Source organism: Solidesulfovibrio sp. (assembly GCF_029978005.1).
In the GTDB taxonomy this organism is placed as follows: domain Bacteria; phylum Desulfobacterota; class Desulfovibrionia; order Desulfovibrionales; family Desulfovibrionaceae; genus Solidesulfovibrio.
Genome location: NZ_JARKOZ010000150.1, coordinates 1 through 23827 on the forward strand (window position 1 = coordinate 1; position 23827 = coordinate 23827).

General features: G+C 69.6%; 21 protein-coding genes and 2 pseudogenes. 7 read left to right on the plus strand and 16 right to left on the minus strand.

Annotated features, from left to right (window positions below):
• The 7 genes and pseudogenes from Q1K70_RS17010 to tmcD form a co-directional block, all read right to left on the minus strand.
• Window positions 1-227, minus strand: a pseudogene (locus tag Q1K70_RS17010) (pyridine nucleotide-disulfide oxidoreductase); the annotation flags it as partial.
• 71 nt (window positions 228-298) lie between these two features.
• The gene (locus Q1K70_RS17015; RefSeq protein WP_300162038.1) at window positions 299-706 is read right to left on the minus strand and encodes a response regulator; all 408 of its coding nucleotides are present in this window, start codon (window positions 704-706) and stop codon (window positions 299-301) included.
• Window positions 707-806: 100 nt separating this feature from the next.
• Complete coding sequence (locus Q1K70_RS17020; protein ID WP_300162041.1) at window positions 807-1715, minus strand: hypothetical protein; 909 nt, start codon at window positions 1713-1715, stop codon at window positions 807-809.
• 224 nt (window positions 1716-1939) lie between these two features.
• Window positions 1940-2329 (minus strand): acidic tetraheme cytochrome c3 TmcA, encoded by a 390-nt coding sequence (gene tmcA / locus Q1K70_RS17025; RefSeq protein WP_300162044.1) that lies wholly within the window; start codon window positions 2327-2329, stop codon window positions 1940-1942.
• Window positions 2330-2352: 23 nt separating this feature from the next.
• Window positions 2353-3672, minus strand: coding sequence for an electron transfer complex ferredoxin TmcB (gene tmcB, locus Q1K70_RS17030; RefSeq protein ID WP_300162047.1), 1320 nt, complete (start codon window positions 3670-3672; stop codon window positions 2353-2355).
• Between the two features lie 15 nt (window positions 3673-3687).
• Complete coding sequence (gene tmcC, locus Q1K70_RS17035) at window positions 3688-4347, minus strand: TmcC family electron transfer complex membrane anchor subunit (RefSeq protein ID WP_300162049.1); 660 nt, start codon at window positions 4345-4347, stop codon at window positions 3688-3690.
• A 13-nt stretch (window positions 4348-4360) separates the two neighbouring features.
• Window positions 4361-5629 (minus strand): electron transfer complex subunit TmcD, encoded by a 1269-nt coding sequence (gene tmcD / locus Q1K70_RS17040; protein ID WP_300162052.1) that lies wholly within the window; start codon window positions 5627-5629, stop codon window positions 4361-4363.
• Between the two features lie 234 nt (window positions 5630-5863).
• Between tmcD and Q1K70_RS17045 the strand changes: the two genes are divergently transcribed.
• Window positions 5864-8128, plus strand: a complete 2265-nt coding sequence (locus Q1K70_RS17045) for a transglycosylase SLT domain-containing protein (RefSeq protein ID WP_300162054.1) — start codon at window positions 5864-5866, stop codon at window positions 8126-8128.
• Here Q1K70_RS17045 and Q1K70_RS17050 read toward each other — a convergent pair.
• Window positions 8116-8580, minus strand: coding sequence for a chemotaxis protein CheW (locus Q1K70_RS17050; RefSeq protein ID WP_300162055.1), 465 nt, complete (start codon window positions 8578-8580; stop codon window positions 8116-8118). The genes Q1K70_RS17045 and Q1K70_RS17050 overlap by 13 nt on opposite strands.
• A gap of 109 nt (window positions 8581-8689) precedes the next feature.
• The gene (locus Q1K70_RS17055; RefSeq protein WP_300162059.1) at window positions 8690-9133 is read right to left on the minus strand and encodes a universal stress protein; all 444 of its coding nucleotides are present in this window, start codon (window positions 9131-9133) and stop codon (window positions 8690-8692) included.
• Between the two features lie 165 nt (window positions 9134-9298).
• Between Q1K70_RS17055 and Q1K70_RS17060 the strand changes: the two genes are divergently transcribed.
• The 5 genes from Q1K70_RS17060 (at window position 9299) to Q1K70_RS17080 (ending at window position 14014) form a co-directional block, all read left to right on the plus strand.
• Entirely contained in the window at window positions 9299-9877 is a 579-nt protein-coding gene (locus Q1K70_RS17060) for a rhodanese-like domain-containing protein (RefSeq protein ID WP_300162062.1), read from the plus strand.
• Window positions 9878-10052: 175 nt separating this feature from the next.
• Window positions 10053-11270: a radical SAM protein gene (locus tag Q1K70_RS17065; protein ID WP_300162066.1), complete on the plus strand. Its 1218-nt coding sequence runs from the start codon at window positions 10053-10055 to the stop codon at window positions 11268-11270.
• The gene (locus Q1K70_RS17070; RefSeq protein ID WP_300162069.1) at window positions 11270-12367 is read left to right on the plus strand and encodes a glycosyltransferase; all 1098 of its coding nucleotides are present in this window, start codon (window positions 11270-11272) and stop codon (window positions 12365-12367) included. The genes Q1K70_RS17065 and Q1K70_RS17070 overlap by 1 nt, the downstream gene beginning before the upstream one ends.
• A 46-nt stretch (window positions 12368-12413) precedes the next feature.
• Entirely contained in the window at window positions 12414-12836 is a 423-nt protein-coding gene (locus Q1K70_RS17075) for a hypothetical protein (protein ID WP_300162072.1), read from the plus strand.
• Window positions 12837-12853: 17 nt separating this feature from the next.
• The gene (locus Q1K70_RS17080; protein WP_300162075.1) at window positions 12854-14014 is read left to right on the plus strand and encodes a glycosyltransferase; all 1161 of its coding nucleotides are present in this window, start codon (window positions 12854-12856) and stop codon (window positions 14012-14014) included.
• Window positions 14015-14173: 159 nt separating this feature from the next.
• On the opposite strand, the gene Q1K70_RS17085 is transcribed toward Q1K70_RS17080, so the two are convergent.
• The 7 genes from Q1K70_RS17085 to Q1K70_RS17115 all read right to left on the minus strand — a co-directional run bounded on the left by Q1K70_RS17085 (window position 14174) and on the right by Q1K70_RS17115 (window position 23368).
• Window positions 14174-15637 (minus strand): oligosaccharide flippase family protein, encoded by a 1464-nt coding sequence (locus Q1K70_RS17085; protein WP_300162078.1) that lies wholly within the window; start codon window positions 15635-15637, stop codon window positions 14174-14176.
• Window positions 15638-15691: 54 nt separating this feature from the next.
• Window positions 15692-17389 carry a radical SAM protein gene (locus Q1K70_RS17090; RefSeq protein WP_300162081.1) on the minus strand — a complete coding sequence of 566 codons (1698 nt, stop codon included), beginning with the start codon at window positions 17387-17389 and terminating at the stop codon, window positions 15692-15694.
• A gap of 114 nt (window positions 17390-17503) precedes the next feature.
• Complete coding sequence (locus tag Q1K70_RS17095) at window positions 17504-18487, minus strand: ABC transporter permease (protein WP_300162083.1); 984 nt, start codon at window positions 18485-18487, stop codon at window positions 17504-17506.
• Window positions 18484-19524: an ABC transporter permease gene (locus Q1K70_RS17100; RefSeq protein WP_300162086.1), complete on the minus strand. Its 1041-nt coding sequence runs from the start codon at window positions 19522-19524 to the stop codon at window positions 18484-18486. Before Q1K70_RS17100 ends, Q1K70_RS17095 begins: the two co-directional genes overlap by 4 nt.
• Window positions 19521-21020 (minus strand): ATP-binding cassette domain-containing protein, encoded by a 1500-nt coding sequence (locus Q1K70_RS17105; RefSeq protein WP_300162089.1) that lies wholly within the window; start codon window positions 21018-21020, stop codon window positions 19521-19523. Before Q1K70_RS17105 ends, Q1K70_RS17100 begins: the two co-directional genes overlap by 4 nt.
• A 22-nt stretch (window positions 21021-21042) precedes the next feature.
• Window positions 21043-22221 (minus strand): BMP family ABC transporter substrate-binding protein, encoded by a 1179-nt coding sequence (locus Q1K70_RS17110; protein ID WP_300162091.1) that lies wholly within the window; start codon window positions 22219-22221, stop codon window positions 21043-21045.
• A gap of 82 nt (window positions 22222-22303) precedes the next feature.
• Window positions 22304-23368 carry a glycosyltransferase family protein gene (locus Q1K70_RS17115; protein WP_300162094.1) on the minus strand — a complete coding sequence of 355 codons (1065 nt, stop codon included), beginning with the start codon at window positions 23366-23368 and terminating at the stop codon, window positions 22304-22306.
• 175 nt (window positions 23369-23543) lie between these two features.
• On the opposite strand from Q1K70_RS17115, the pseudogene Q1K70_RS17120 reads away from it, so the two are divergent.
• Window positions 23544-23827: pseudogene (locus tag Q1K70_RS17120) on the plus strand (hypothetical protein); the annotation flags it as partial.

Genomic DNA, 23827 nt, shown 5'->3' on the forward strand with positions numbered 1-23827 from the left:
CCCCCCCCCCCCCCCACCCCGGAGGCGATCATCCCGGCCACATCGAATCGCAGTTCGTGCGGGGCGTAGCGGCCGGAGAGCATGCCGGGGCCCATGCCGGAATACGAAAGAAAGGGGCTTGGGGCCACGCAGACGACGTCGATGCCGGCCTCGCCAAAGGCGGCGAGCCTGGAGAGGGCGTAGAGGTGGGCGTGGCCGCCGCCGGCCAGGACGAGGCGCTTGCGCATGGTTCCCCATACGGCATCCGGGGCGGGCGGGAAAGACGGGGCGGCGTTACAAATGCACTATGGAAGGAGAGCTAGGCGTCCTGGGAGATGACGCCCAGGCGGCTCAATTCGGCCATGATGGACTTCTCGTCCACGGGTTTTTGCAGAAACGAGGTCGCGCCGCCGAGGTACATGGCGTTGTGGGTGTCCTCGCCGTCCTCCAGCACCGAGGTGATGATGATCTTGCAGCAGGCGTCGTCCGAGACGCCGAAGTCCTTCTCGATCTCGCGCATCTCGTTGAGGGCCCTGGGGCCGTCCACCACGGGCATGAGCAGGTCCATGAAGACGAGGCCATAGGGCTCGCCTCCTTCCAGAGCCTTCTTGAAGGCCATGATGGCGTCCTCGCCGTTGACCGCCGCGTCGCAGGCGGCATAAGGGTGCAGGATGTACTCGAGAAAGCTGCGGCTGTAGAAATCATCGTCGACAATGAGCGCCCGCATGGTGCCTCCGGCAGCTTTGAGTGGAACACGATTCCCGCTTGTTCGGGATAATGTATGACCGTACCGGGCTGCCGGTGCTTCTGTCAAGAATCGTTATCCGTTAATCGCTCTTGAGTATTGTCGTGTAATTGCCTGCGCAGTGGCAGTCCGTGCCGTAGCGCGGCACGTAGTCCAGGCGCGTGCGCAGGCAGGCGGCCACGCCGTCGCGAAACACCACCCACACCTTGCCGTAGCCGGCGCAGACGTAGCTCTCCGGGCCGATGACCGCCTGCTTGAGGGCCGCCGGGTTGCCGAGCAGCTCCTTGACGTTGGCCATGGACATGCCGGGCACGACGCGCCGGGCGGCGAAGGCGGCGTCCTCGCGCATCTCGTTGACCATTTCCTTGGCCCGGAATTCCCGGTCCGCGCCGAAGGGGATGGCGGCCATGCGGGCCTCGGCCGCCTGGCGGTCGCGGGCATCGGTCTCGGCCAGGGCGGCGGCGCGCAGCTCCGGGTTGGCGGCGAAGGCCATGAGCCGCTCGCCCAGGCCGGCCTGCGGCGTCTTGGCCCGCAGCGTCAGGCGCACGGCCAGGCCGTCGGGTACTTTGCGGACCTCCTCGTCGGCCACGGCCACGGCGAGGAGGCTGTCCACGAAGGCGCGCAGGTCGCTGGGCGATAGTCCGGCATTGGCCATGGCCGGGTCGCGGGCCAAGGCGTCGGCGGCGTCGTCCAGGAGCCTGCCCCGGGCCTGCTGGGAACACAGGCGCTTGGCCTGGCCCTGGTCGATGTTCGGGCCGTAGAAACAGGTGACGGTCTTGGAGAAGACGCGTTCGTCGGAAACCTGACGCCGTATGCCGTCTCCGGCGTCAGGCTGGGCCTGGGCCGGGGGCATGGCTGGGGACGCGGCCGGATCCGGGATGGCCTCGTCGGCATAGGCGGGCCGTGGCGCGGGCTGGGCGGCCGTGGCCGGCGCGGGGACGGCGAGGCCGCACAGGAGAAGGCCGAGGACGGAAAGGGAGGGGCGGCGCATGGGCGACTCCTTTGCCGGAGGCAAGCAAGGTTCGTTCCAACCTGGCCGGCGTCTTTGGGCCGATAGGCCCCGCTTGGCCGGACCTGGCGTCGCGTGCCGACTCGCGGCCATGTCCGGCATAGGGGGTCGTCCGGACGCTGTCAAACCGGTCGCAAGGCAAAGGGCGCGGCCGGTTGCCCGGCCGCGCCCCGGAGGCGCGTCGCGCGCGGTCGCGTCCCGCGCGGCTACTTCACGGGCTTGTGGCAGTCGCCGCAGGTCACGGGACCCTTTTTCTGGGTCATGTGGCAGCCCAGGCACTGTTTGTGGAAGGCGCGCATGAGCGGGGTGCGGCCGGGTTTCGCCTCGACGGCGTGGCAGTCCGAGCAGGGGATGCCCGAGGTGTCGGCCCCGGGATCGCGCTTGCCGTCCTTTTCGCCGTGGTGGCAGGCCGTGCAGTCGTCGAGCTTGGCCTTCTCGTTGTGTTCGTCGTGCTTGAACAGCGCCGGCGGCCGGGTTCTGGTCTTGAAGGCCTCGTCCGGAACCGTCGTCATGTCCTGCTGGGAAAGCGCCGGCAGCGCCAGGAGCAGGGCGGCGACGAAGGCCACAAGCGCAAGTGGTGTCGTGCGTCGTTTCATAGCGTGTTCTCCTGCGCGCCGGGTTACTCGGCCTCGGGCTTCTCCATGAGTTCGTAGATGAGGTCGCCCAGGAACTTGGTGTGCATGCCAAGGCCGAACTTGCTGATGATGTCCTCAAGGCCGCCGTGGCAGTTGTGGCAGGGCGCGACCAGGGTGTGCACGCCCGTGGCCCTCAACTGCTCGGCCTTGATGGAGTTGCCGACGATGCGGACGTTCTTGAAGGGAGGCCCGCAGTTGATGACGCCGCCGCCGGCGCAGCAGCAGTAGTTGTGTTCGCGGTTGGGCGACATCTCCACCACGTTCTCGCACAGGAAATGGGTCACTTCGCGCAGCTTGTCCATGAGGCCGCGTCCCCGGATGATGTTGCAGGGGTCGTGGATGGTGACCGGGTCGGCGTACTTGTGGGTGATCTTGATGCGGCCTTGCTGGATGAGCTCCCAGAAGAACTCCACCGAGTGGACCACGGGCACGGGGTGCCATTTCCAGCCGAGCCAGCGGTTGGCCACGTCGTAGACGGCGCGGAAGGCGTGGCCGCACTCGCCCATGACGATGCGCTTGACGCGCAGGCGCTGGGCCGTCTCGTAGTGGGCGCGCTCCACCCGGGACATGATCTCGGAGTCGCCCGTGAACATGGCCATGTTGGAGTTGTCCCAGCCGGGCGTGGCCGGCATGGTCCAGTTGAGACCGGCGGCGTTGAAGATGGCCGCGGCCTGGTAGATGAGCTGGGTGCGGAATTTGGGCTCCGGCGCGATGACCGAGTACATGAAGTCCGCGCCCTCGACGTCGAGGGGAATGCGCAGTCCCGGGAATTCCTCGCGGGCCTCTTCCTCCTGCCATTGCAGGGTGTCGGGCCATTCGTCGTCTTTGACCCACATCTGGTTCAGGACGGCGGAGTGGCTGTGGGCCGTGTCCTGGATGTACTGCGGCGTGACGCCGAGCTTGTGGCACAGCCGGCGCACCACGCTGATGATGTAGCCGGTGTCGATGCCGAGCGGACAGTAATGGATGCAGCGGCGGCACAGGTTGCACTCGGTGTAGGCGACTTGGGCGCATTCGTAGATGACCTGCGGCTCGACCCGGCCGCCGGCGGCCAGCAGCCGCCACATGGTCTGGCTGACCTTGGCCACCGGGGTGTAGCTCGGGTCCTTGTGGGACATGTAGTAGTGGCAGGCCTTGGCGCACATGCCGCAGCGCACGCAGGACTCCACGTAGGTTTTCAGGCGCGCGCCGCATTCCCCGGCGATCAGCTCCTTGAAGACTTTCTCTATCTTCTCCGGGGTCAGGCGGGAGACGCCGCGCCTGAGCCCCTCGTCTTCGATAAGGCGGTCGGCAATGGTGCTCATGAAATCCTCCGGTGGCTACCAGTCCTTGGCGTGTCTGACGGACCCGAATTCCGAGGCGATGTAGCCGCGGGAGAAGACCCCGAACAGCATGTGGGAGAGCCTCGTGAACGGGATGGCGACGAGCATGGCCTCGCCGCTCAGGATGTGCAGGGTGGTGAGAACGAGGTTGTCGCCGATGCGATGATAGGCCAAAACCCCGGTCAGGAAGGTCAGCCCCACCAGGGACACCACGAGCACGTCCTGGGCGCTGGTGACGAAGCGCACCTCGGGCACGCTCAGGCGACGCCACAGGAAGTAGGCGCAGATGACGACCACCACGATGGCCAGGACGTCGGCCGCCCCGTCCGGCAGCGCCGGCCAGGACCAGCCCCGGAAGGTGTCGAAGAGCACGATGTGCCCCATGAGGAACAGCGGCACCAGGAACAGGCAGATGTGGAAGATGAAGGTGGCGATGGTGACGCCGGGATTTTCCCTCCAGCCCAGGGCCCCGAAGGGGGTGAACCAGTGGGCGAGGGATTTGAAGGCGTGGGGCCAACTGACGTAGGCCACGAACGCGCCGTCCTTGCGCAGGGCCAGGGCGCGCATGGCCAGGAGCCGGTAGACGGATCCGATGATGAAGACGCCGAAGGCCAGCCAGGCCAGGGGGCCCACGGCGAGATCGTACAGGGCGTGCATGACTTTCTCCCTCCTATCCCGTGAAGGCCGCGACCGGGGCCACGATACGGTGGAGCTTGTTGTCGGCCACGGCCCGGATGAGGACCTTGGTCCCGTCCGGGGAAAAGGCCGGGGCGAAGCATTTGTCGAAGCTCTGCGGATAGGCCTTGCCGTCGCACACCACGGTGAACCGGCCGCCGCGCTCCACGGCCACGGCCAGGTGCGCGCCGTCGGGGCTCCACACCGGCGGCCAAGCCATGTCGTAGCGGCCGGGCCAGACCTTGCCGTCGCAAAGGACCGCGAAATCGGTGTTGTGGGCGTTGCCGAGCGCCGCGATGCGCCCGCCGACCGGGCTTACGGTCAGGTCCGTGACCACCGGGAAGGTCACGCCCCAGGGCGCGCCGTCCACCACCACGGTGAACTCGCCGAACTTCACGGCGGCGATGGCCGCGAGCTTGCCGCCGTCCGGGGTGTAGGCCTGCTGCCACAGCTGGGCGAAGCGCGGCTCCCAGGCCATCCTGTCGTCGATGGCCATGCCCCAGGCCCCGGCCTTGCGCACGGGCGCGGCCACCTGGCCGGTGGCCGGGTTGAAGACCGGGCCCCAGGCGCAGGCGTAGGCCCCGTCCCAGGCCTTGCCGTCCACGGCGATGGTGTAGTCGTAGAGCGTGCGGCGCACGGTTGCGGCGACCCGCGAGGCGGTCGCGTCGAAGGCCGGGTTCCAGCAGTTGACGAAGACGGCGTCCCAGGCCTCGCCGTTCACGGCGACGCTGAAGATGCCCTGCTGGAAGGTCTCGATGTCGGCCTGGGCCAGGGACTTGGCCTGGATGACGGCGGCCGTGGCCTTGCCGTCCCGGGACAGGAGCACCTGGTTGGCGTTCTCGTAGAGCGTTTCCCAGGGCTGGCCGTCCACGGCCAGGCCGTACTGGCCGTCCGCCTGGATGGGCGCGGCGATGACGTCGCCGGACTCGGAGAAAAGCGTGCCCCAGATATAGCCGAACTGGGTCTCCCAGGCCTGGCCGTCCACGGCCATGGTCCATTCCCCGGCCGACTGCACGAGGGCCGTGAGCCTGCCGTCCGGGGAAAAGCGGGGATACCAGATCTTGTCGAAGGTTTCTTCCCAGACCTCGCCGCCCACCGCCATGGAAAATTCGGCGTCCGGCAATGCGGCGACCCTGGCCACGGTCTCGCCGTCGGGCGAGACGTAAGGTTCCTCCAGCCACTCGTATTCACGCGAACACTTGCCCAGATCGTCGACGACGACGCGGGCGCCCGGCGTGAAGTCCCAGGACTGCGCGAAGGACATACCGACCTCCTTGACGGGTGGAAGACGCAGGAGCCGCGCAGTCCCGCGCACGGCCCCGAGCAACAAACGGACCCCATGAAACTCGGACTTGTTAGTCACGATTTTCACGATTAGTCAAGGGGTCTTTCAGTTTAAGAGATCAAGTAATATCGCCATATATGACGTGAAAAGGTAGGATATTCCACCATGGCAAGGCAGGGAATTATGCCCTTCTCCGATCAACTTGGTTTGGTATTGTCAACCCTGGTTGCGCTGCTCCTGTGCCTGCCCCTTGCCGCCCCGGCGGCCGGGGCCGGACAGCCCTGGAGCCCGCCGGCCGACCCGGCCGACGTTCCCCTGCCGCGCTCGGCCAGGCTCGGCGCGGCAGGGGAGGAAACCGCGAAATCCCTGGCCGGCAAGAACCACCGGCCGGCCGGGGTGAACGCCCCGGCCGGGGCCGAGGCCGTGCGCGGCATCACCGAGGTGCTGGACGGCCGGCGTCGCGAAGGCGCGGCCAGGCTCGCCGCCGTGGCCGGCCGGGCCGGCGAGCTGTCCGACGCGGTTGCCTACTACCTGGGCCTTGGCCGCTACCTGTCCGGCGACGCGGCCGGGGCCGTAGCCGCCCTGGCCGGTCTGGCCGACGCGCCCGAGACGTCGTTTCTCGGCCGCGACGTCCAGTACCTGGCCGTGCAGGCCGCCTCCCGGGCCGGCGACCAGGCCCGCGCCCTGGCCTGGGCCCGGGCCTGGCTGACCGAGGCCGACCCCACGCTCGCCCCGGAGGTCTGGCTGCGCGCCGCCGTGGCCGCCGAGGCCCTGGGCCGTCGCCGCGAGGCCGTGGATTTCCTGCGCCACCTGTCCTTGACCTGGCCCGACAGCAGGGCCGCCCGCGCCGGCAATGCCCTGGCGCGGCGGATGTGCGGGGGGGATGCCTCCGGCGGCCAGGGCGCAGCCCTGGACCCGCCGGGGGGGATCATCCCCCCCGGACCCCCTGAAAGGGAGGAGAAGGGGGTGTGCTACGATCCGGACGGGCCGTCGAATGTATTGTTGCGGGCCGAGGCCATGGTGGAGAAGGGCGCGCCCCAGGCGGCGCTGGAGCTTTTGGAGGGCAGGCGGGGCTTCGACGCCGGCCAGGCCGCCCGGGCCGAGTACGTGCGGGGCAAGGCCCTCTACCGCCTGCGCCGCTTCAAGGCCGGGGCCGAGGCCTTCGCCCGGACGGCGGCGGCCGATCCGGCCTCGTCCCTGGCCGGCTGGGCCCGCTACCACGAGGCGCGGTGCCTGTGGCGCTCCTATGACGACGAGGACCTGGCGCGCATGGAGGCGCTGTTGCGCCAGGTGCTGGACGCGCCGGTGCGCGACGACCCCCTGCGCGAGGTGGCGGCCCGGCACCTGGCCCTGCTTCTGGTGGAGCGCGGCCGCTTCGCCGACGCCCTGCAGGCGGCCGGGCGGCTCAAGGGCCTGGCCGTCTCGCCGGACCTGGCCGCCCAGGGCGCGTCCCTGACGGCGCTATTGCGCTTCGTCACGGGCGACTTCGCCGGCGCGGTCGCCGACATGGAGGCCTTTGCCGCCGGCCACCCCGACGACGACTGGGCCGACGGGGCGCGCTACTGGCGGGGCAAGGCCCTGGCCGCCATGGCCCGGCCCGAGGAGGCGGCCCGGGCCTACCTCGACGCCCTGTCGCGCCGGCCCAATTCCTATTACGGCGGCCTGGCCCAGTCCGCTCTGGCCGCCATGGGCAAGGCCGGCGGCGCCGCCGCCCTGGCCTCGCCCGTGCGCGAAGGGCCCCGCTGCCCGGGCCGGGCCGAAGCCCCTTCGCCAAGGGCCGCCGCCGCCCTGGCCAAGGCGCGGCTCCTGGACGACTCGGGGCTGCCGGCCCTGGCCGAGATGCAGCTCGACTTCGCCTCGCGCGCCATGCCCGACCGGGCCGACCTGGCCATGGCCCACATCGAGGCGGCCGAGGACATGGGCCGGCGCGGCGCGGTCATGCGCACGGCCTGGCGCAGCTTCGGCGGCTGCCTCATGCGCGGCACGGCCGCCGACCTGCTCCCTCTGCGCCAGGCCCTGTATCCGCGCGCCCACGCCAACCAGGTGGTCGCCGCCCTGGCCGGCTCGGGCATCGATCCGGACGTCGTCTCTTCGCTGATCCGCCAGGAGAGCTTCTTCGATCCTCGGGCCGTGTCCGGGGCCGGGGCCGTGGGGCTCATGCAGCTCATGCCCGACACGGCCCGGGGCATGGGGAAAAAACTCGGCCTCAAGGTCGATCGGGAGGCGCTCTTCGACCCGGCCGTCAACATCCGGCTGGGCGTGGCCTTTTTCCGGGAGCGGGTGGCCGGGGCCGGGAGCCTGGCCGCCGCGTTGGCCGGCTACAACGCCGGGCAGAACCGGGCGGCGGTCTGGGTGCGGGGCTTCGGGAACCTGGGCGAGGAGCTCTTCACGGAGCTCATCCCCTACACGGAGACGCGGGATTACGTGCGGCGCATCGACGCCAACGCCATGATGTACGCCAGGCTCTACGGCCGCTGACGCGCCGCCAGTTCTTCGGCGGAAAAAAGCCGGTCCGCGTCGAGGATCATGACGAAGGCCTCGTCCAGTCGGGCCAGGCCCTTGACGAACTGCGGCGGCACGGGAAGTCCCATGTCCGGCGGCAGGGCGATGTCGGCCGGGGCGATCTCCACCACCTCGTGCACGGCGTCGGCCAGGGCGGCGATGGTGATGGGGTCGCCGTCGTAGTCGCGTTCGACGATGATGAGGCAGGACGGCTCGCCGTCGGTGGGAAGTTCGAGCTTGGGCCGGGCGTCCACCACCGTGGCCGCGTTGCCCCGCAGGTTGACCACCCCGCGCAGATGCCCCGGGGCCAGGGGCACCCAGGTCACGGGCAGCATGTCGAGCACTTCGGAAATGACAAGGGATTCCAGGGCGAAGCGTTCGCCGCCCAGGGTCAGGGTCAGGTATTGTCGGGATGCGTCTTCGGCCATGCGCCACCGGTCCTTGGGTAGGGGAAGCGGATCGCTTATACCCGACCCGGAGCCCCGGGGCAATCGCCGGGGCGCGGGCGCGACGCCGTGGGCGCGTGAGGTCCGGCCGTCAGGCCGGCCGGACGGTCAGCACCGGAATCTTGGCGGTCTTGACCACCTTTTCCGCCACCGAGCCGAAAGGGATGCGGTCCACGCCGCGCCGGCCGTGGGTGCCCATGATGATCATGTCCGCCTTGGCCTTGCGGGCGGCGTCCAGGATCTTTTCCGGCGCGTAGCCGTATTCCACCCGGCCTTCGGCGTCGAGGCCCGAGAAGCGGCCGGTCATGAACTCGCCCATGGTCCGGTTGGCTCCTTCGAGGATCTGGGAGACCAGGGCCTTTATGCTTTCCGCCGGCACGTACAGGGTCGTGTAGCGGTTCATGCTCGGCGAGACGTAGAGCACGAGCAACCGGGCGTCGAGCCCTTTGGCGAACAGGGTTGCGTAATCGGCCAGGTACTGCGCCGTCTCGGAGAAATCCACGGCCAACAGGATGGTCTTGACCTGGGGCGACATGGGACGGTCCTCCCTGGAGTTTTCCGCCGCGGCCCCAATCTATCTCCCCGGCCGCCGGCAGGCAAGGGGCGGCCGCCCGCCTCAGGCGGCGCAGCACCCCTTGACGCGGGCCCCTTGCGGACGCACTTCCTTGCCGAGAACCCATCTTCACTTACCGGAGGAACCGTGCGCCGTAAAACCATCGCCCTTTCGTGCCTCGTGTGCCTGGCCTTGCTGTCGAACCTGGCCTTCGCCGCCGACGTCCCGTCCGACGCCCAGAAGCGAACCCGCCTCGGCAAGTACGTCACGGCCGTCGAGGCCTACGCCATGTACCTCAAGGACAAGGACCACGTGACCATCATCGACGTGCGCACGCCCGAGGAATACGACCTGGTCGGCCATCCGGCCATGGCCCGCAACATTCCGGTCATGCTGCGCACCGGGCAGTTCGACCCGGCCAAGAAGAATTACGGCCTGGCCCCCAACAGGGATTTCGTGGACCGGGTCAAGGCCGTGGCCGGCAAGAGCGACCTGCTCGTCGTCCTGTGCCGCTCGGGCCAGCGCAGCGCCGCCGCCGCCAACAAGCTGGCCGAGGCCGGCTTCACCGACGTCTGGAGCATGGTGGACGGCTTCGAGGGCGAAAAGGTCGCGGACAAGGACTCGCCCGACTACGGCAAGCGCGTCAGGGACGGCTGGAAGAACACCGGCAGCCCCTGGACCTACGACCTCGATCCGGCCCTCGTGTACATCGTCCCGGTGAATTGACCCTCTCGCGCCGGCCGCCAGGCGGCCGGCGCGTCCCTTCGCGACCGGGGAGGCGGGGGCGCTCCCCCGATCCTCTCCGCAGCTTGAACCGTGCGCCGGCGCGCCGGCCCCGAGGCTTGAACCAGGCGCTTTTTCGGCGTATGGCGGGGGTCGCCGTCACGGCATCGGAGGCTTCATGAGCAAACGCAGCAGCGTCGCGCTTGATACGATCATAAAACAGGCCGTCAAGGTGGGCCGCTATCCCTGGATGGCCGGCCGGCTGGCGGCTGTGGAAAAAGAGAAGATCTTCTTTTCGGCCCTCAACCCCCGGGCCGAGACCGGCCATGCCCGCAGCATCCGCCAGCTCTCCATCCGCATCACCGACATGTGCAACCTGCGCTGCCACACCTGCGGCCAGTGGGGCGACCACGGATTTTTGCACGGCAAGAGCCTCAAGGATTTGAAGCGGCAGGAAATCTCCCCGGAGCGCTACCTCGAGCTCCTCGAGGACCTGGCAAAAAACGGCCACTTCCCCTCGGTCTACCTCTGGGGCGGCGAGCCGACCATGTACGACGGCTGGCTGGAGATCGTCGAACGGGCCACGGAACTCAAGATGCCGACGTCCATCGTCACCAACGCCACCAAGCTGGTGGCCGCGGCCGACCGTCTGGCCGCCGCGCCCCTGTTCCTGCTCCAGATCTCCATCGACGGCCATTCGCCCGAGATCCAAAACGCCGCCCGGCCCTCGGCCAGCGGCGCCGGCGACAACTACAAGGTCATCCAGGAGGCCCTGGCCGCCGTCAAGGAGGCCAAGCGGGCCCACAAGACCAAGCTCCCCCTGGTCGCCTCGCTCACCACCATCTCGAGCGCCAACGTCAACCACCTGGTGGACATCTACGAGACCTACAAGGACCGGGTGGACCTGTTCGTCTATTACCTGTCCTGGTGGATCGACGAAAAAAGCGCCAAGGCCCACGACGAGGACTTCTCGCGCCGCTTCGGCTTCAAGCCCAAGCTGCATTGGGGCTGGGTCGGCGATTGGACCATCAAGGACCACGAGACCCTCGACAAGCAGCTCAAGGAAGTGCAGCGCCGTTCCAAGGGGTTGGGCAAGCCGGCCGTCAACATCATCCCCAACGTCACCGGCCTGGCGAACCTCCAGGAGTACTACGGCAACCACGACGCCACCTTCGGCTACAACCAGTGCATCTCCATCTACCAGGCCGTGGAGCTCGACTCCAACGGCGACATGTCGCCCTGCCGCGACTACCACGACTACATCGTGGGCAACGTGCGGGACAAGACCATCACCGAGCTGTGGAACAGCGAAGCCTACCGCCGCTTCCGGGCCAGCCTGCACACCGAGGGGCTCATGCCCTCGTGCACCCGCTGCTGCGGCCTGATGGGCTATTGATGGGCCGGCCTTCGCGCCCGGCCCGCGTGGTCATGCTGCTCCAGGACCTGGCCTTCGGCGGCACCCAGCGCCAGGCCCTGGAGCTCGGCGCGCGCCTGGACCGCGCCAGGTTCGCGCCCGAATTCTGGATGCTGACCGCCGTGCGCGACTTCGCCCCCCACGCCCAGGCCGCCGGCATCCCCCTGACCTGGCTTTCCCCCGCGACCGAGGTGGGGGCCGCGCCCGTGGCGTCGCTGTGGAAAAAGCTGGCCCACGACCGGCCGGACCTGCTCGTGCCGCTCACGGCCGTGCCCAACATCTGGGGCCGGGTGTTCGGCCGCCTGCGGGGCCTGCCGGCGGTCATCGGCACCTGCCGGGGCGGCGGGGCGGTCAAGCGCCAGCATGAGCGGCTGCTCAAGGGCTTGGTGCGCCACCACATCGTCAACGCCGCGTCGTTAAAAGACGCCTTGGTGCGCCTGGGCCGGCCGGAATCGGCCGTCACCTGCATCGCCAACGGCGTGGACACGGCCTATTTCGCCCCGCCGCCCGAGGAGCTGCGCCCGGTGCGCGAGGTGATCCTGTGTCCGGCCCGGTTCTGCGAGGACAAGGACCACGAGACGCTCATCCAGGCCTTCGCCTTCACCGCGGCCAAGCGGCCCCGGGCCGAACTGTGGCTGGTCGGCGACGGGCCCCTGCGCACCCGGGTACGGACGCTTGCCGCGCGCAGCCCGGTGCGGGGCCTTATCCGCACCTATCCGGCCGCGCCGGACCCCAGGCCCTTTTTCCAGCAGGCCTCGGTGGTGGCCCTGTCGTCCGTGCGCGAGGGGCTGCCCAACGTGCTGCTCGAGGCCATGAGCATGGGCATTCCGGTCGCGGCCACGGCCGTGGGCGGCATCCCGGACCTGGTCGAGCCGGGCCGCACGGGCCTGCTCTCCCCGCCGGGAGACGCGCGGGCCCTGGGCGAGAACCTGGCCGCGCTCCTGGCCGACGAAGCCCTGCGTCGGGACTTCGGCGACGCGGCCCGGCAGCGCGTGCTCGGGCATTTTTCCATGGAACGGATGGTGCGCCGTCACGAAGACGTGTTCGAAAAGGTGTTGTCCGAGGCGGCCGGACAATGACGCGGCCGGGAAAATCCCGGCGCATTCCCGGCTGAGGGAGCATGCCATGACGCTCATTTTGCAACCGGTCCTTCTGGCCCTGCTGCTGCTGGCCGTCCCGGCCATGGCGGCCGTGGCCGGCGAGCCGGACCTGTCCGGCCTGTGGCGAGGGTCGCTCTATGGCTCGAACGTCCAGGCCCACGTGGAGCAGGAAGGCCACCACGTCAAGGCCGAGGTGGTGGTCGTGGCCATGACCGGCGAGACCAACGTCTACCATCTGGTGGGAGCCGTCTTCAACGGCCACGTCTACATGGTCCACGGCAGCGGCCACGTCTTCGAGGGCGACGCGCGCGGCGAGGCCATAAGCGGCGTGCTGACGACCAAGGGCGGCAGCAAGCTGGAAGTGCAGGCCACCAAGGTGCCCCTCGGCTCCGGCCAGAAGACGCCGGCCGACGGTTCCGCCGTCGCCCAGCCGCGCCGGCCGGGCTGATTTTTCCGGGAGGATTCGTGCTGTATTTCGTTTTCGCGGTCATGGCCGTGCAACTGGCGGTCCTGACGGCGCTCTACCTGCTTGGCCGCCGCCACGTGCGCGGCGGCGACGGCCCCGAGCCCATGCCGCAGGCTTGCCCCAGGCTCGCCGTCATCGTGCCCGTCACGGGCGACCATCCCGGCATGCGCGAGGCCGTGGCCTCGCTGCTCGACCAGGACTATCCCGACTTCGTGGCGGTCTTCGTCACGGCCGCGGCCGACGATCCGGCCGCGGACCTGGTGCGGGGCGTGGCCGGCGGCGACGACCGGGCGCTGCTCGTGGTGGCCGGGCCGGCCGAGCGCTGCGGCCAGAAGAACCACAACATCCTGGCCGGCATGCGGGCCGCGTCCACGGCCGAGGTGTTCGTCTACTGCGACTCCAGCCACGTGGCCGACCGGCGTTTCCTGACCAACCTGGCCGCGCCGGTGGCGCGGGGCGACGCGCCCATGACCAGCGGCTTCCACAGGATCGTGCCCGGCGACGCGGCCACGGGCACCATCGGCATGGCCATCACCTGCATGGCCCTGCACCTGCTCCAGCCCATCCGGGCCATCACCCAGCCCTGGGGCGGGGCCATGGCCATTTCCCGGGCCGCTTTCGACCGCTTCGGCCTAAAAGAGCTTTGGGGCAAAAACATCGTGGACGACTTCTCCATGGGCCCGCACCTGCACCGCTTCGGCGTGGCGGCCTGGCCCGTGGCGGCGGCCTGCCTGGATACGCCCATGGCCGGCATGACGCTCTCGCGCTGGGACGACTGGCTCACGCGCCAGCTGCTCTACCTCAAGTTCTGCATTCCGCCGGGCTGGCTGGTGTCCATCGCGGCGGTGTTCGTGCTGTCCGCGCCGCCGGTGCTGGCCCTTGGCGCGCTGGCCGCCTGGCTGCTCGGCCTGGCCGGCGGCGGCGCGGCCTTGGGGGCCGTGGCCTACCTCCTGCTCTTCGCCGGGCTGGGGCTTTTCTACCGGGGCCTTTGCCCGGGCCGGGTGGGCGTGCTCGCCTGGCTGCGGGGCTACGTCGCCACCTTCGCCATGCTGGCCTGGTGTTTCGGCCGCACCTTCGCCACCAACACCATGACCTGGCGCGGCATCGCCTACAAGGTGGGCTGGGGCGGCGTGGTCAAGGCCGTCATCCGCCAGGGCTGACAGCCCCGCGCGTCAGAAGAGAAAACGGCCGCCGTTCCCGGGCAGGGAGCGGCGGCCGTTTTTGCGTGGGGCTCGAGGCGCGGTGCGCTTCCCCCCTTTCGGGAGGCCCGGGAGGGGCAGCGCCTCTTTTTGCCGCCGGGGGCATTTCTCCTGACGGAACTACGCCACGCCGGCCTGCGCCTTCTGCGCCGCCAGCTCCTTTTTCCACTGCAAGATGAGGAAGACGAAGGGCACGAGCGCCAGCAGCTCGGGAATCTCCCGTATGCCCAGGCGTATGGTGGCGAAGTAGAGCCCCGCGCCGCAGGCGCAGGCCGCCGCGATGCGCCACATGCTCTTGACGTCGATGATGCGCATGGTGGCCTGGCAGTAGGCCGTGGTGGTCACGGCCACGGCCGCCTTGGTGATGAGCATGGCCAGGCAGGTGCCGAGCAGCGGGTCGGCCGGGATGAGCGTGGCGCAAAGGGCCAGGTTCACGGCCAGGCCGCCGATGTAGATGAAAAGGAGCAGGCGCTGTTTGCCCTGGCTCATCATCAGGTAGGCGGCCAGGTTGTGGACGAAGCCGCAGATGATGGTGCCGACCAGCCACTTCTGCATCCACATGGCGTCCTTGTAGGCCCCGCCGTAGACGAGGCCGATGATCCGGTCGGACTCGATGAACAGCACGAACATGATGGGGATCGAGGCCCCGATGAGCCAGCGCACGGAATTGTTGGCCAGGCGCTGGAACTCGCGCCTGTCGTTCTTCCAGAGGCGCACGAAGAGCGGATAGAGGATGCTGCGCAGGAGCAGGTTGGAGACGAGGATGGAGATGCCGTCCACGAGCTCCCAGGTGACGCTGTACTGGGCCACCTTGGTCGGGCCGGCCTGGCCCTGCAGGAAGTAGAGGTTGGCCTTGTTGTAGAGGATGGCGGCCAGGGCCATGAGCACGAAGGTCGTGCCGTGCTTGGCCGTGGCCCAGGTGCGGGCCAGGGACTTGCGCTTGAGGGTCAGGCCCGTGAAGTCGGTCTTTTTGAGCGCCATCCACACGCCGCCGGTCAGGTTGGAGACGTTCTCGATGACCTTGAACAGCGCGATGAAGTGCGGCGCGGCCCCCAGGGCCAGGAGCGCGATGGCGTAGCCGTAGCCGAGGACGCCCGAGAGCACCCGGATGCGGCCCTCCAGGTCCTGCCTGCCCTCCACGCGGATGGCCACGAAAAAGGAGCTGGCGATGGCCTCCAGGCCCACGCCGGCCGAGATGACCATGACCAGGTTCTTGAGCCCCGACGTGTAGCCCTGCAGATAGATGAAGACCACCACGCCGAGCCAGCCGGCGACCAGCAGGATGCCCTTGAGAAGGGTGTACTGGGCCAGGATGTCGCCCTTGTGGCTGTACTTCTTGCTGAGCGAGGAGACCAGCGGCTGGTTGAGGCCGAATTCGCCGAGAAAGAGAATGATGGAGGCCAGGCCGAAGGCCACCATGAATTCGCCGTAGTCGCTGGTGGAAAGGCGGGCCAGGTAGATCAGGAAAAAGGTGTGCAGGCCGTCGTGGATCCACTGCGCTCCGGCCAGATGCACGAATTTGGAAAGGATGCCGTAGGAGGGGCGAGCGACCTTCTTGGGCGTCTGGGGTGCGGCTTGGGGCATTGGGGATTCCCCCTCCCGGCCGCGCGGGCGGCCGGGAGGGAAGGGGGAATGGCGCTATTTCGCCTTGGATTTCTTTTTGGAGGACTTGCCGGCTTTCTTGGCCGGCGCGGCCTTGGTTTCGGCCTTGGCCGCCTTGGGGGCCTGGGCCGGCTTGGCCGTGAGGATCGGCTCGGGCGCGGCGGCGGGCGCGGGTTGCGGCGCGGGCGCAGGCTCGGGCTCCTTGACCGGGGCCGGTTCGGGCGCGGCCACGGCCGGGGGCAGGTCCACCTTCACGGCCGGCTGGTGGATTTCCCTGGCGACCGGGGCGGTTTCCTGGCGCGGCGCGGGCACAGTGGCGGGTTCCGGAGCCGCTTCGGGCTCCTTGGCCGGTTCGGGCGCGGCCACCGGCTCGGGTTCCTTCACGGGCTCGGGTTCGGGAGCCGGCTGCGGCGCGGGAGCCGGGGCCGGTTCGGGAGCCGGGGCCGGTTCGGGCTGCGGCGCGGGGGCGGGTTCGGGCGCGGCTCCCGCCTCGGGGGCCGGGACCGGCTTGCCGCCGCAGCAGCCGCGCGGGGCGCACTGGATGAACGAGCCGAACTTCTCCAGCTCGTCCACGCGGCAGCTCCAGACCATCTTGCCGTCGTGGAGGATGGCGTCGGGGCAGCCGTCGCACATGTTCTGGCGGCCGTCGTCGAACAGGTCGCAGGGCTGGATGACCATGATCGACTGGATGTTGACCGGCTTGAACCAGAGCTTGGGCTTTGTGAGCAGCCTGCCGAAGATCTTGCGCAGGCTGCCGTTGAACGGCGCGACCAGGGCCAGTTTCTGCAGCCACTGCATCCAGCACGGCCGGGAGTACGCCAGGTAGGTGCCGAAGAAGAGGTGGTGGAAGATCTGCGTCCACTCGGCGAACTTGGGATCGAGGTAGCCGAGGATCTCGTCCTTGGTCCCCACGCGCAGGGTGAGGAGCCACTTCATGGACAGGGGGTCCTCGGTGCCGTTCAAATAGGCGCAGGGCTCGTGCTCGGGATAGGCCAGGCGGATGGCGTCGGCGATCTCCTGGGAGACGAGGTCCTGGTGGTCTTCCTGGTGGTCGAGCTGGTAGACGAGGTCGCCGACGTCGACGGGCTTGCCGTGGACGAACACGTCGAAATTGTTCTTTTTCCTGGCCGATCGGAACAGGATGTAGACCATCGTCTGGATGATGTCGATGTGCTCGTGGGCGAACCGCGTGAGCATGGGGATGTCGACCAAGGTGTCGCGGTAGATGGTGGCGTTGAACGAGCAGGCGATCTTGCCCTCGCCGTGTTCGTGGATCATCTCCGCGAGCTTCAGGCGCAGTTCGCACAGGTCCTTTTCCGTCGCGCCCTTCCAGCCCGGCCGCTTCTGGTGGGAGTCCACGTGCATGGTGAAGCCGACCACGCCGGCCGCGGCCAGCTCGCGCACGAGCTCCGGGGTCAGCGCCTGGCCGTTGGAGTTGATGACCGGCTTCCAGCCCTTGGAGGCCACGTAGCGCACCAGGGGCACGATGTCCGGGTAGATGAGCGGCTCGCCACCGGCGATGGAGATGTTGTCCGTGCGCCGCAGCGTCTTGACCGTTTCCAGCTCCTTGATGACGTCGGCCAGGGGCCGGTGACCGTCGGGATCGTTTTCCCGGTAGCAGCCCTCGCAGTACAGGTTGCACTTGGTGGTGGGCTCGAGCCAGGTGATGGCGTTGTCGGCCAGGTTCCAGGGCAGGCGATAATATGAAGCCGGGGTCAGCGGTCGTTTTCTCATGGCGCTCCGGTCCGTTCGGCGAGGATTTGGCCGCTTGGCAGGCGGCTTGGGCGTTGCGTTACCGCAAATAGGCGGCAGTGGCAACCGAGCGCGCCGGCCGGGCGCGCCGGGGGCTCAGAAACCTTTGTCCAGGGCTCCGGCGATGGCCCCGGGCGCGCCGCCGGCCGAGCGCGGCATGAGGCGGCCAAGCAACGGCACGCGCCGGGCCGCCTCGCGAAAGGCCGTGGAACGGCGCAGGTTTACCGCCAGCAGCGTGAGGATCATGACCGGGAAGGGCGCGATCTGGAAAAGCGCCCCGGAAAGCCCGGGCAGGGCGTCCTGGAGGGCGATGCCGGCCACCTGGATGGCGGCGAAGAAAAGCGCGCCAAAAGCCACGCGCACGGGCTTCCAGCCGCCGAAGATGACGATGGCGAGCGCGATCCAGCCCGCGCCCTCGCAGCCCTGCGGATGGCCCCAGCCGGGCTTGACGGACAGGGAGTAGAGCCCCCCGGCGCAGCCGGCCAGGGCCCCGCCGGCCAGGCAGCACAGAAGCTGCACCCGGCGCACGGCAACGCCCCGGCTGGCCGCCGCCCTGGGCGATTCGCCCACGGCCCGCAGCACCAGCCCCGGCCGGGTGCGGGCCAGGAACCACCAGACGAGGCCCAGGGCGGCCAGGCTCAAGAGGACCACCGGGCTCTGGCCGAAAAGGGCCTGGCCCAGGAAGGGGATGTCGGAAAGCCCGGGCACGGACAGGCTCCCCAGGTCCGGCCCGGGCTGGCGGGCCACGCCGTGGCCCATGAAATAGGCCAGCTCGCGGCAGAAAAGCGTCAGCACGAAGCCCACGGCCAGCTCCGACGCGCCGAGAAAAAGCCCGAAAACGGCCAGTATAAGGGCGATGGCCGCGCCGGCCCCGGCCCCGGCCAAAAGGCCCAGCCAGGGGTTGCCGCAGCCCCGGGCCACGGCGAAGGCGGCCATGGCCGCGAACAGCACCGTGCCGTCCATGGACAGGTTGATGACCCCGCCCCGCTCGGACACGGTCTCGCCCAGGGCCGCGAGCATGAGCGGCGCGGCGGCGAAAAAGACGGCCGCCACCAGCGCGCTGGCGTAATCCACGGTCACGGCTCCCTCCTTCGGGACAGGGGGCGCAGGCGTCTGGCGGCGAAAAGCGTGAGCACGAGCACGCCCTGGAGCACCCCGGCCAGGGAGGAGTCCAGGGAGAGCGAGAGCGGCAGCTGCACCGAGCCGACCGTGAGCACGGCGAAGAAAAGGCAGGCGGCGGGCAGGGCGAGCAGGCTCCCCGAGGCCAGGAGCACGGCCAGGATGGCGGTGTAGCCGTAGTTGCCGGAGATCGAAGGAATGAGCCGGTGGTAGAGCCCGGCCACCAGGATGCCGCCGGCCAGGCCGGCCAGGGCCCCGCAGATGCCCATGGCGGCCAGGATGCGCAGGCCCGGGCGCAGCCCCAGGCGCGTGGCGGCCAGGGCGTTTTGGCGCACGGCGGCAAGGGTCAGGCCGAAGAAGGTGCGCCGCAGCAGCCAGGCCGCGCCAACGAAGGCGGCCACGGCCAGGATCGGCCCGACCATGCTCATGGGCCGTCCGCCCAGGGCGGGCAGCCACAAGGCCTGATCCAATGTTTCGGTGCCGCTCATGGAGGCCATGCCCGGCCGCTTCCAGGGGCCGAGGATGAGCCAGAGCGAGACGCCCATGGCCACGAAATTGAGCCCCAGGCCGGAGAAAATTTCGTGCACCCGGCCGTGGGTGCGCAGCATGCCGGCGAGCAGCGCCCAGACCAGGCCGCCGAGCGCCGACGCGGCGAGCCCCAGGGCCAGGTCCAGCCCGGCCGGCAGGCCGCCGGCCGGATCGGCGGCGCGCAGGCAGCCCTGGGCGAAGATCGCGCCCATGGTGATCTGGCCCTCCACGCCGATGTTCCAGAGGTTGGCGGCGAAGGTGACGCACAGGGCCGCGCCGCAAAGAAGGAGCGGGGTGAAGGCGGCCAGGGTGCGCAGGGCCGCCGCCTGGGACCCTAGCCCGCCCTCGGCCATGACGGCCAGGGTGGCAAAAGGCGGCGCGCCGGCGGCGAGCAGGATGCCCAGGGTGACGGCGAAGGCGGCGGCCAGGGCCCAGGCGGCGCGGACAAGGGGCGCGGCGCGGCGCGTCATGGGGCGCTCCCGCCGCCGTTTGCGGCGGCCGTGGACCGGCCGGTCATGAGGTCGCCGACAAGTCCCGGGTCCAGGCTCGCCGCCGGCAGGTCGGCGGCCATGTCGCGGTTGAAAAAGACCAGCACCCGGCCGGCCTGGGCCAAGAGCTCGTCGAGGTCCTCGGAAAAAAAGACCACGGCCGCGCCGGCGGCGGCGCGCTCGCGGAAATGGTCCCAGATCTGGGCGATGGAGGCGGCGTCGAGGCCCCGGGTGGGGTTGTCGGCCAGGAGCAGACGGGTGTCGTCGGGAATGAGCGAAAGGAGCAGGCGTTGCTGGTTGCCGCCGGACAGCGCGTCGGCGCGGGCGTTTGGCGTATTGGTCAGGCGGAAGCGGCCCACGCAGCGCTCGGCGAAGATGGCCCGGGCTTCGCGGCGCTTGTCCGGAAAGGCCAGGCGCACATGGTCCAGGAGCGACAGCCCGGGGAAAAGCCCTTCCTCCATGCGCGCCGCCGGCAGGTAATGGACCCCGGCGGCCAGGAAGTCCGTGGCCGGCCGGCCGGCCAGGTCGCGCCCGCCGATGGCGAGTTCTCCGGCCACGCTGCGGGCGATGCCGGCCAGGCCCCGCAGCAGGGCCTCCTGGCCGCCGCCGGAAATGCCGGCCAGGCCTACGATCTCGCCCGGATGGACCTCCAGGGACACGTCGCGCAGCACGGCCTTGTCGTCGGCGATGACGAGGTTCGCGGCGCGCAGCACGGGCGTGCCGAGGCCCAAAGGTTCGGGCGGGGGCGGCGGCGCGGCCGTGGCCGTGGCCGCGACCTCGGCCCCGAACATGGCCGTGAGCACGTCCTGGGTGTCGAAGGGCGCGGCGAAGGAGCCGGCCAGCCGGCCGTGGCGCAGGATGGCCACCGCGTCGCACAGCTCCCTGGCCTCGGTCAGCTTGTGGGTGACCAGGGCCACCAGGCGCCGTCCGTCCGAGACGAAGGCCCGCAGCACGGCGAACAGGGTCCTTTTCTGGGCCGGGGAGATGCCCGAGGTCGGCTCGTCGAGGATGAGCAGGCGCACGTCGCGGTCGAAGAGCCGGGCCAGCTCCAGGTGCTGGCGTTCGGCCACGGTCAGGTCGGCCACGGGCACGTCCGGGCGCAGGCAAAAGCCCATGCGCGAACACACCGCCTCGAGGCGCGACCGGGCCTCGCGCCGGGTAAGCACCGGCCCGCCGCCCAGGGCGAAGTTTTCCCAGACCCGAAGCGGCGGGAAATCCAGGGGGTCCTGGGGCAACATGCCGATGCCCAGGGCGGCGGCCGCGTCCGGGGTGAGGCGGGCGTGGGCCGCGCCGTCCACGACGATCTCGCCCGCCTCCGGGGAAAGCTGGCCGCACAGCACCTTCATGAGCGTGGACTTGCCGGCCCCGTTCTCGCCGAGCAGGCCGTGGATGCGGCCCGCCTCGAGCGTCAGGCTGACGTCGTCGTTGGCGATCAGTTGCCCGAACCGCTTGACGATGTGGGAAAGGACGACGTCCATGCGCCGCGTTTCGCCCCGCCCCCTACTTGGAGGCGCTGGCCCCTTCCATGCCCTTGAGCAACTGCGGGCAGAACCACAGCTCCTTGTCCGTGGCCGTGCGGCCGGCCGGCACGAAGACCGTGCCGTCCTGGTAGGTCAGCGGCCCGGCGAAGAGGTCGACCTTGCCCGAGCCGAGGTCGGCCGTGAACTGGTCCAGGGCCTTTTTGCTCTCGGCCGAAAGCCCCTGGCCGGGCAGGAAGCCCACCGGGCTCTTGTCCGGGTCGTTTAAGGCGGCGAAGTCCGGGGAGAGCCAGACGAAGGAGGGCTTCCAGGTCCCGGCGACCACGTCCTTGACGATGGGGAGCAGCGCCGGGCCCCAGTTGAAGTAGGGCACGCCCAGGCAGGCCTCGGGCGCGCTGTCGCAGGCCTGCTTGAAGTCGTAGGGCAGGGCGTGGACGTCGGCCCCGGCCTTGCGGCGGGCGGCGGCCACGGTCAGGGCCTCGGGCGTGTCGATGCCGGAGATGACCACGTCGTAGCCCTGGTCGAAGAACGAGCCGGCCACCTGGTTGGGGTCCGAGGTCACGCCCGGGATGTTGAACCAGAAGCCGATCCAGGTGACCTTGAAGGAAAGCGCCTCGGGCTTTTGGCCGCGCACCTTCTCCCAGGCGTAGCGCGCGCCGAGGTAGGCGGCGTCGGCCAGCCGGCGGGTCTCGTCGTTGATCAGCGGCCCCAGGAACCCGATCTTGCCGGTCTGGGTGGTCATGGCCGCGGAAAAGCCGGCCATCATCTTGGCGTATTCCATCTTGGAGAAGACGTTGCCCAGGTTCTTCGGGGCCTTGCCCGTGAGCACGTCGTCGCCGGAAATGTGGACGAAGGTCAGTTCGGGGTGCTGTTCGGCGGCCTCGCGGATGCCGTCCTTCATGTCGTCGGAGCCGGCGAAGATGAGCGTCGCGCCCTTGGCCGCCAGGTCGTCCACCACTTGGGGCACGGTGACGCCCGGCCGGTCGGCGGGATTGAGCTTGTCGAGGTAGAGCATCTTCGCCCCGGGCACGTGCTCCTCCACGTACTTGCCGCCCTCGTACTGGGCCTGGCTGTAGCCTTTGTCGTTATAGGGGCCGACGAGGAGCATGCCGAAGGTCAGCGGCTTGTCTGCGGCCAGGGCGGGCGCGGCCAGGGCCAGGCAAAGGGCCAGGGCCGCCAGGGTCGTGGGGGCGCGGCGCATGGGACTCTCCTTGATGGGCGGTTGGGACGGGTTGGGGGACTGTAAAAAAAGCCGCGACGATGCGCCAGGGGCAAGGCCCGCTCTAGGACCTTCCCGGCAGCGCGCCTTCGCGCAGGAAATCCTCGACCAGGGCGAGCACGGCCGTGTTGCCGCAGAAGTTCCCGCCTGCGATGCGACGCCGCATGGCGTCGAGGTCCTTCTCGAAATCCGGCAGAAGCTCGGGCGTCAGGCGCTCCATGGAGGCGGCCCGGCCGTAGCCCAGTCGCTCCAGGTAGAGGGCGTTCAGCTGCTGCTCGAACGCCCCGGGCACGGGAAACGACAGCACGGGCTTGCCGTAATAAAGCGCCTCGCTCATGAGATTGTGGCTGCCGCCGCAGACAACGTAGGCGCACGAGGCCAGGTCGTCAAGAAAACCTTCCTCCGAGTAGTTTCGGAAGGTCAGGTTCCCGTCCACCTTGTCCATGCGGTAGCCGTAGACGCGAAATTCCCGGTCGATCCCGCGCAGGTAGGGGGCGAAGGCGTCGCGGATGCCGCAGCTCTGGTAGACCAGGATATGGTCGCCGGAACTCGGCGCGCGGTCGAGCACGCTGCGGCGCAGGATGGCCGGGGCGATGCGGGCGCGCGCCCCGGGCTTGGGCGGCGGCTGGAAGAAGGAAATGGCCAGGTAGTCGCTGGCGGCGGAAAAAAGGAAGCGGATGGAGGCCCGGATGCCCCAGTAGTCCGGCCAAAGGCGCGGCGGGATGTCGTGGTCGCAGCAGGAGACGACGTGCTGGTGGTCGATGGACAGGCAGGGGATGCCGGCCCGTTTGGCGGCGATGGGCACGAAATATTCGTAGTCGGAAATGGCCCGGTCGGGCTTGAAGTCCGCAATCATGGCGGCCAGGCGGGCCAGCTCGCCGGGGCGCTTGAGGAGCGTGCGCGCGGCCAGACCAAGGGTCGCCGGCATGTCCAGGCGCTGGTTTTTGTAGCGCGTGCCCGGGTTTTCGAAGCGCGTCACCGGGAATTCGCGGCCAAGGAGCTGCGCGCCCTCTTCGCTGGAGACGAACAGGAACTCGTGGCCCAGCTCCCGCAGGTGGCGGGCCAGGATCAGGGCGCGGATGGCGTGGCCGTGCTGGGTGCCGTGCACGCCGTAGAGGATGCGGGCCATGGTCGGGACTCCCTGGAAACGCCGCGCCAGGGGCGGACGCGGCCGATGGCGTCAAGTACGGGGACGGGCGCGCCGCGTCAATGGCGCGGCCTTTTTCGGCGTGGACGCCCGGCCGGTCCCGGGGCATAAGGGCTTATGGCGGCGTCCCGCCGCCGGCGAGGTCGAGGAGGCCCCCATGGGCTGGAAGGCGGCGTTGGGAACGTGCGCGAGGCTCGCGGCCCTGGCCGCGTGGGCGATGCTTGCCGGCCGGGCCGGTGCGGCGCTGGCCGGAATACATCAACCCGCCTCGGGCCGGGCGGTCAACCCCGGCACGGCAAGCGACATGCACAACAAGTTCATGCTCCTGGACGTGCCCGGCCACGAGGAGCAGCGGCGCATCTACGTCACCTCCTCCAACCTCGACACGCCGGGCGCGGGCAGCGGCCGGCTGTGGCAGGCCGGGACCATCCTGTCGGCGCG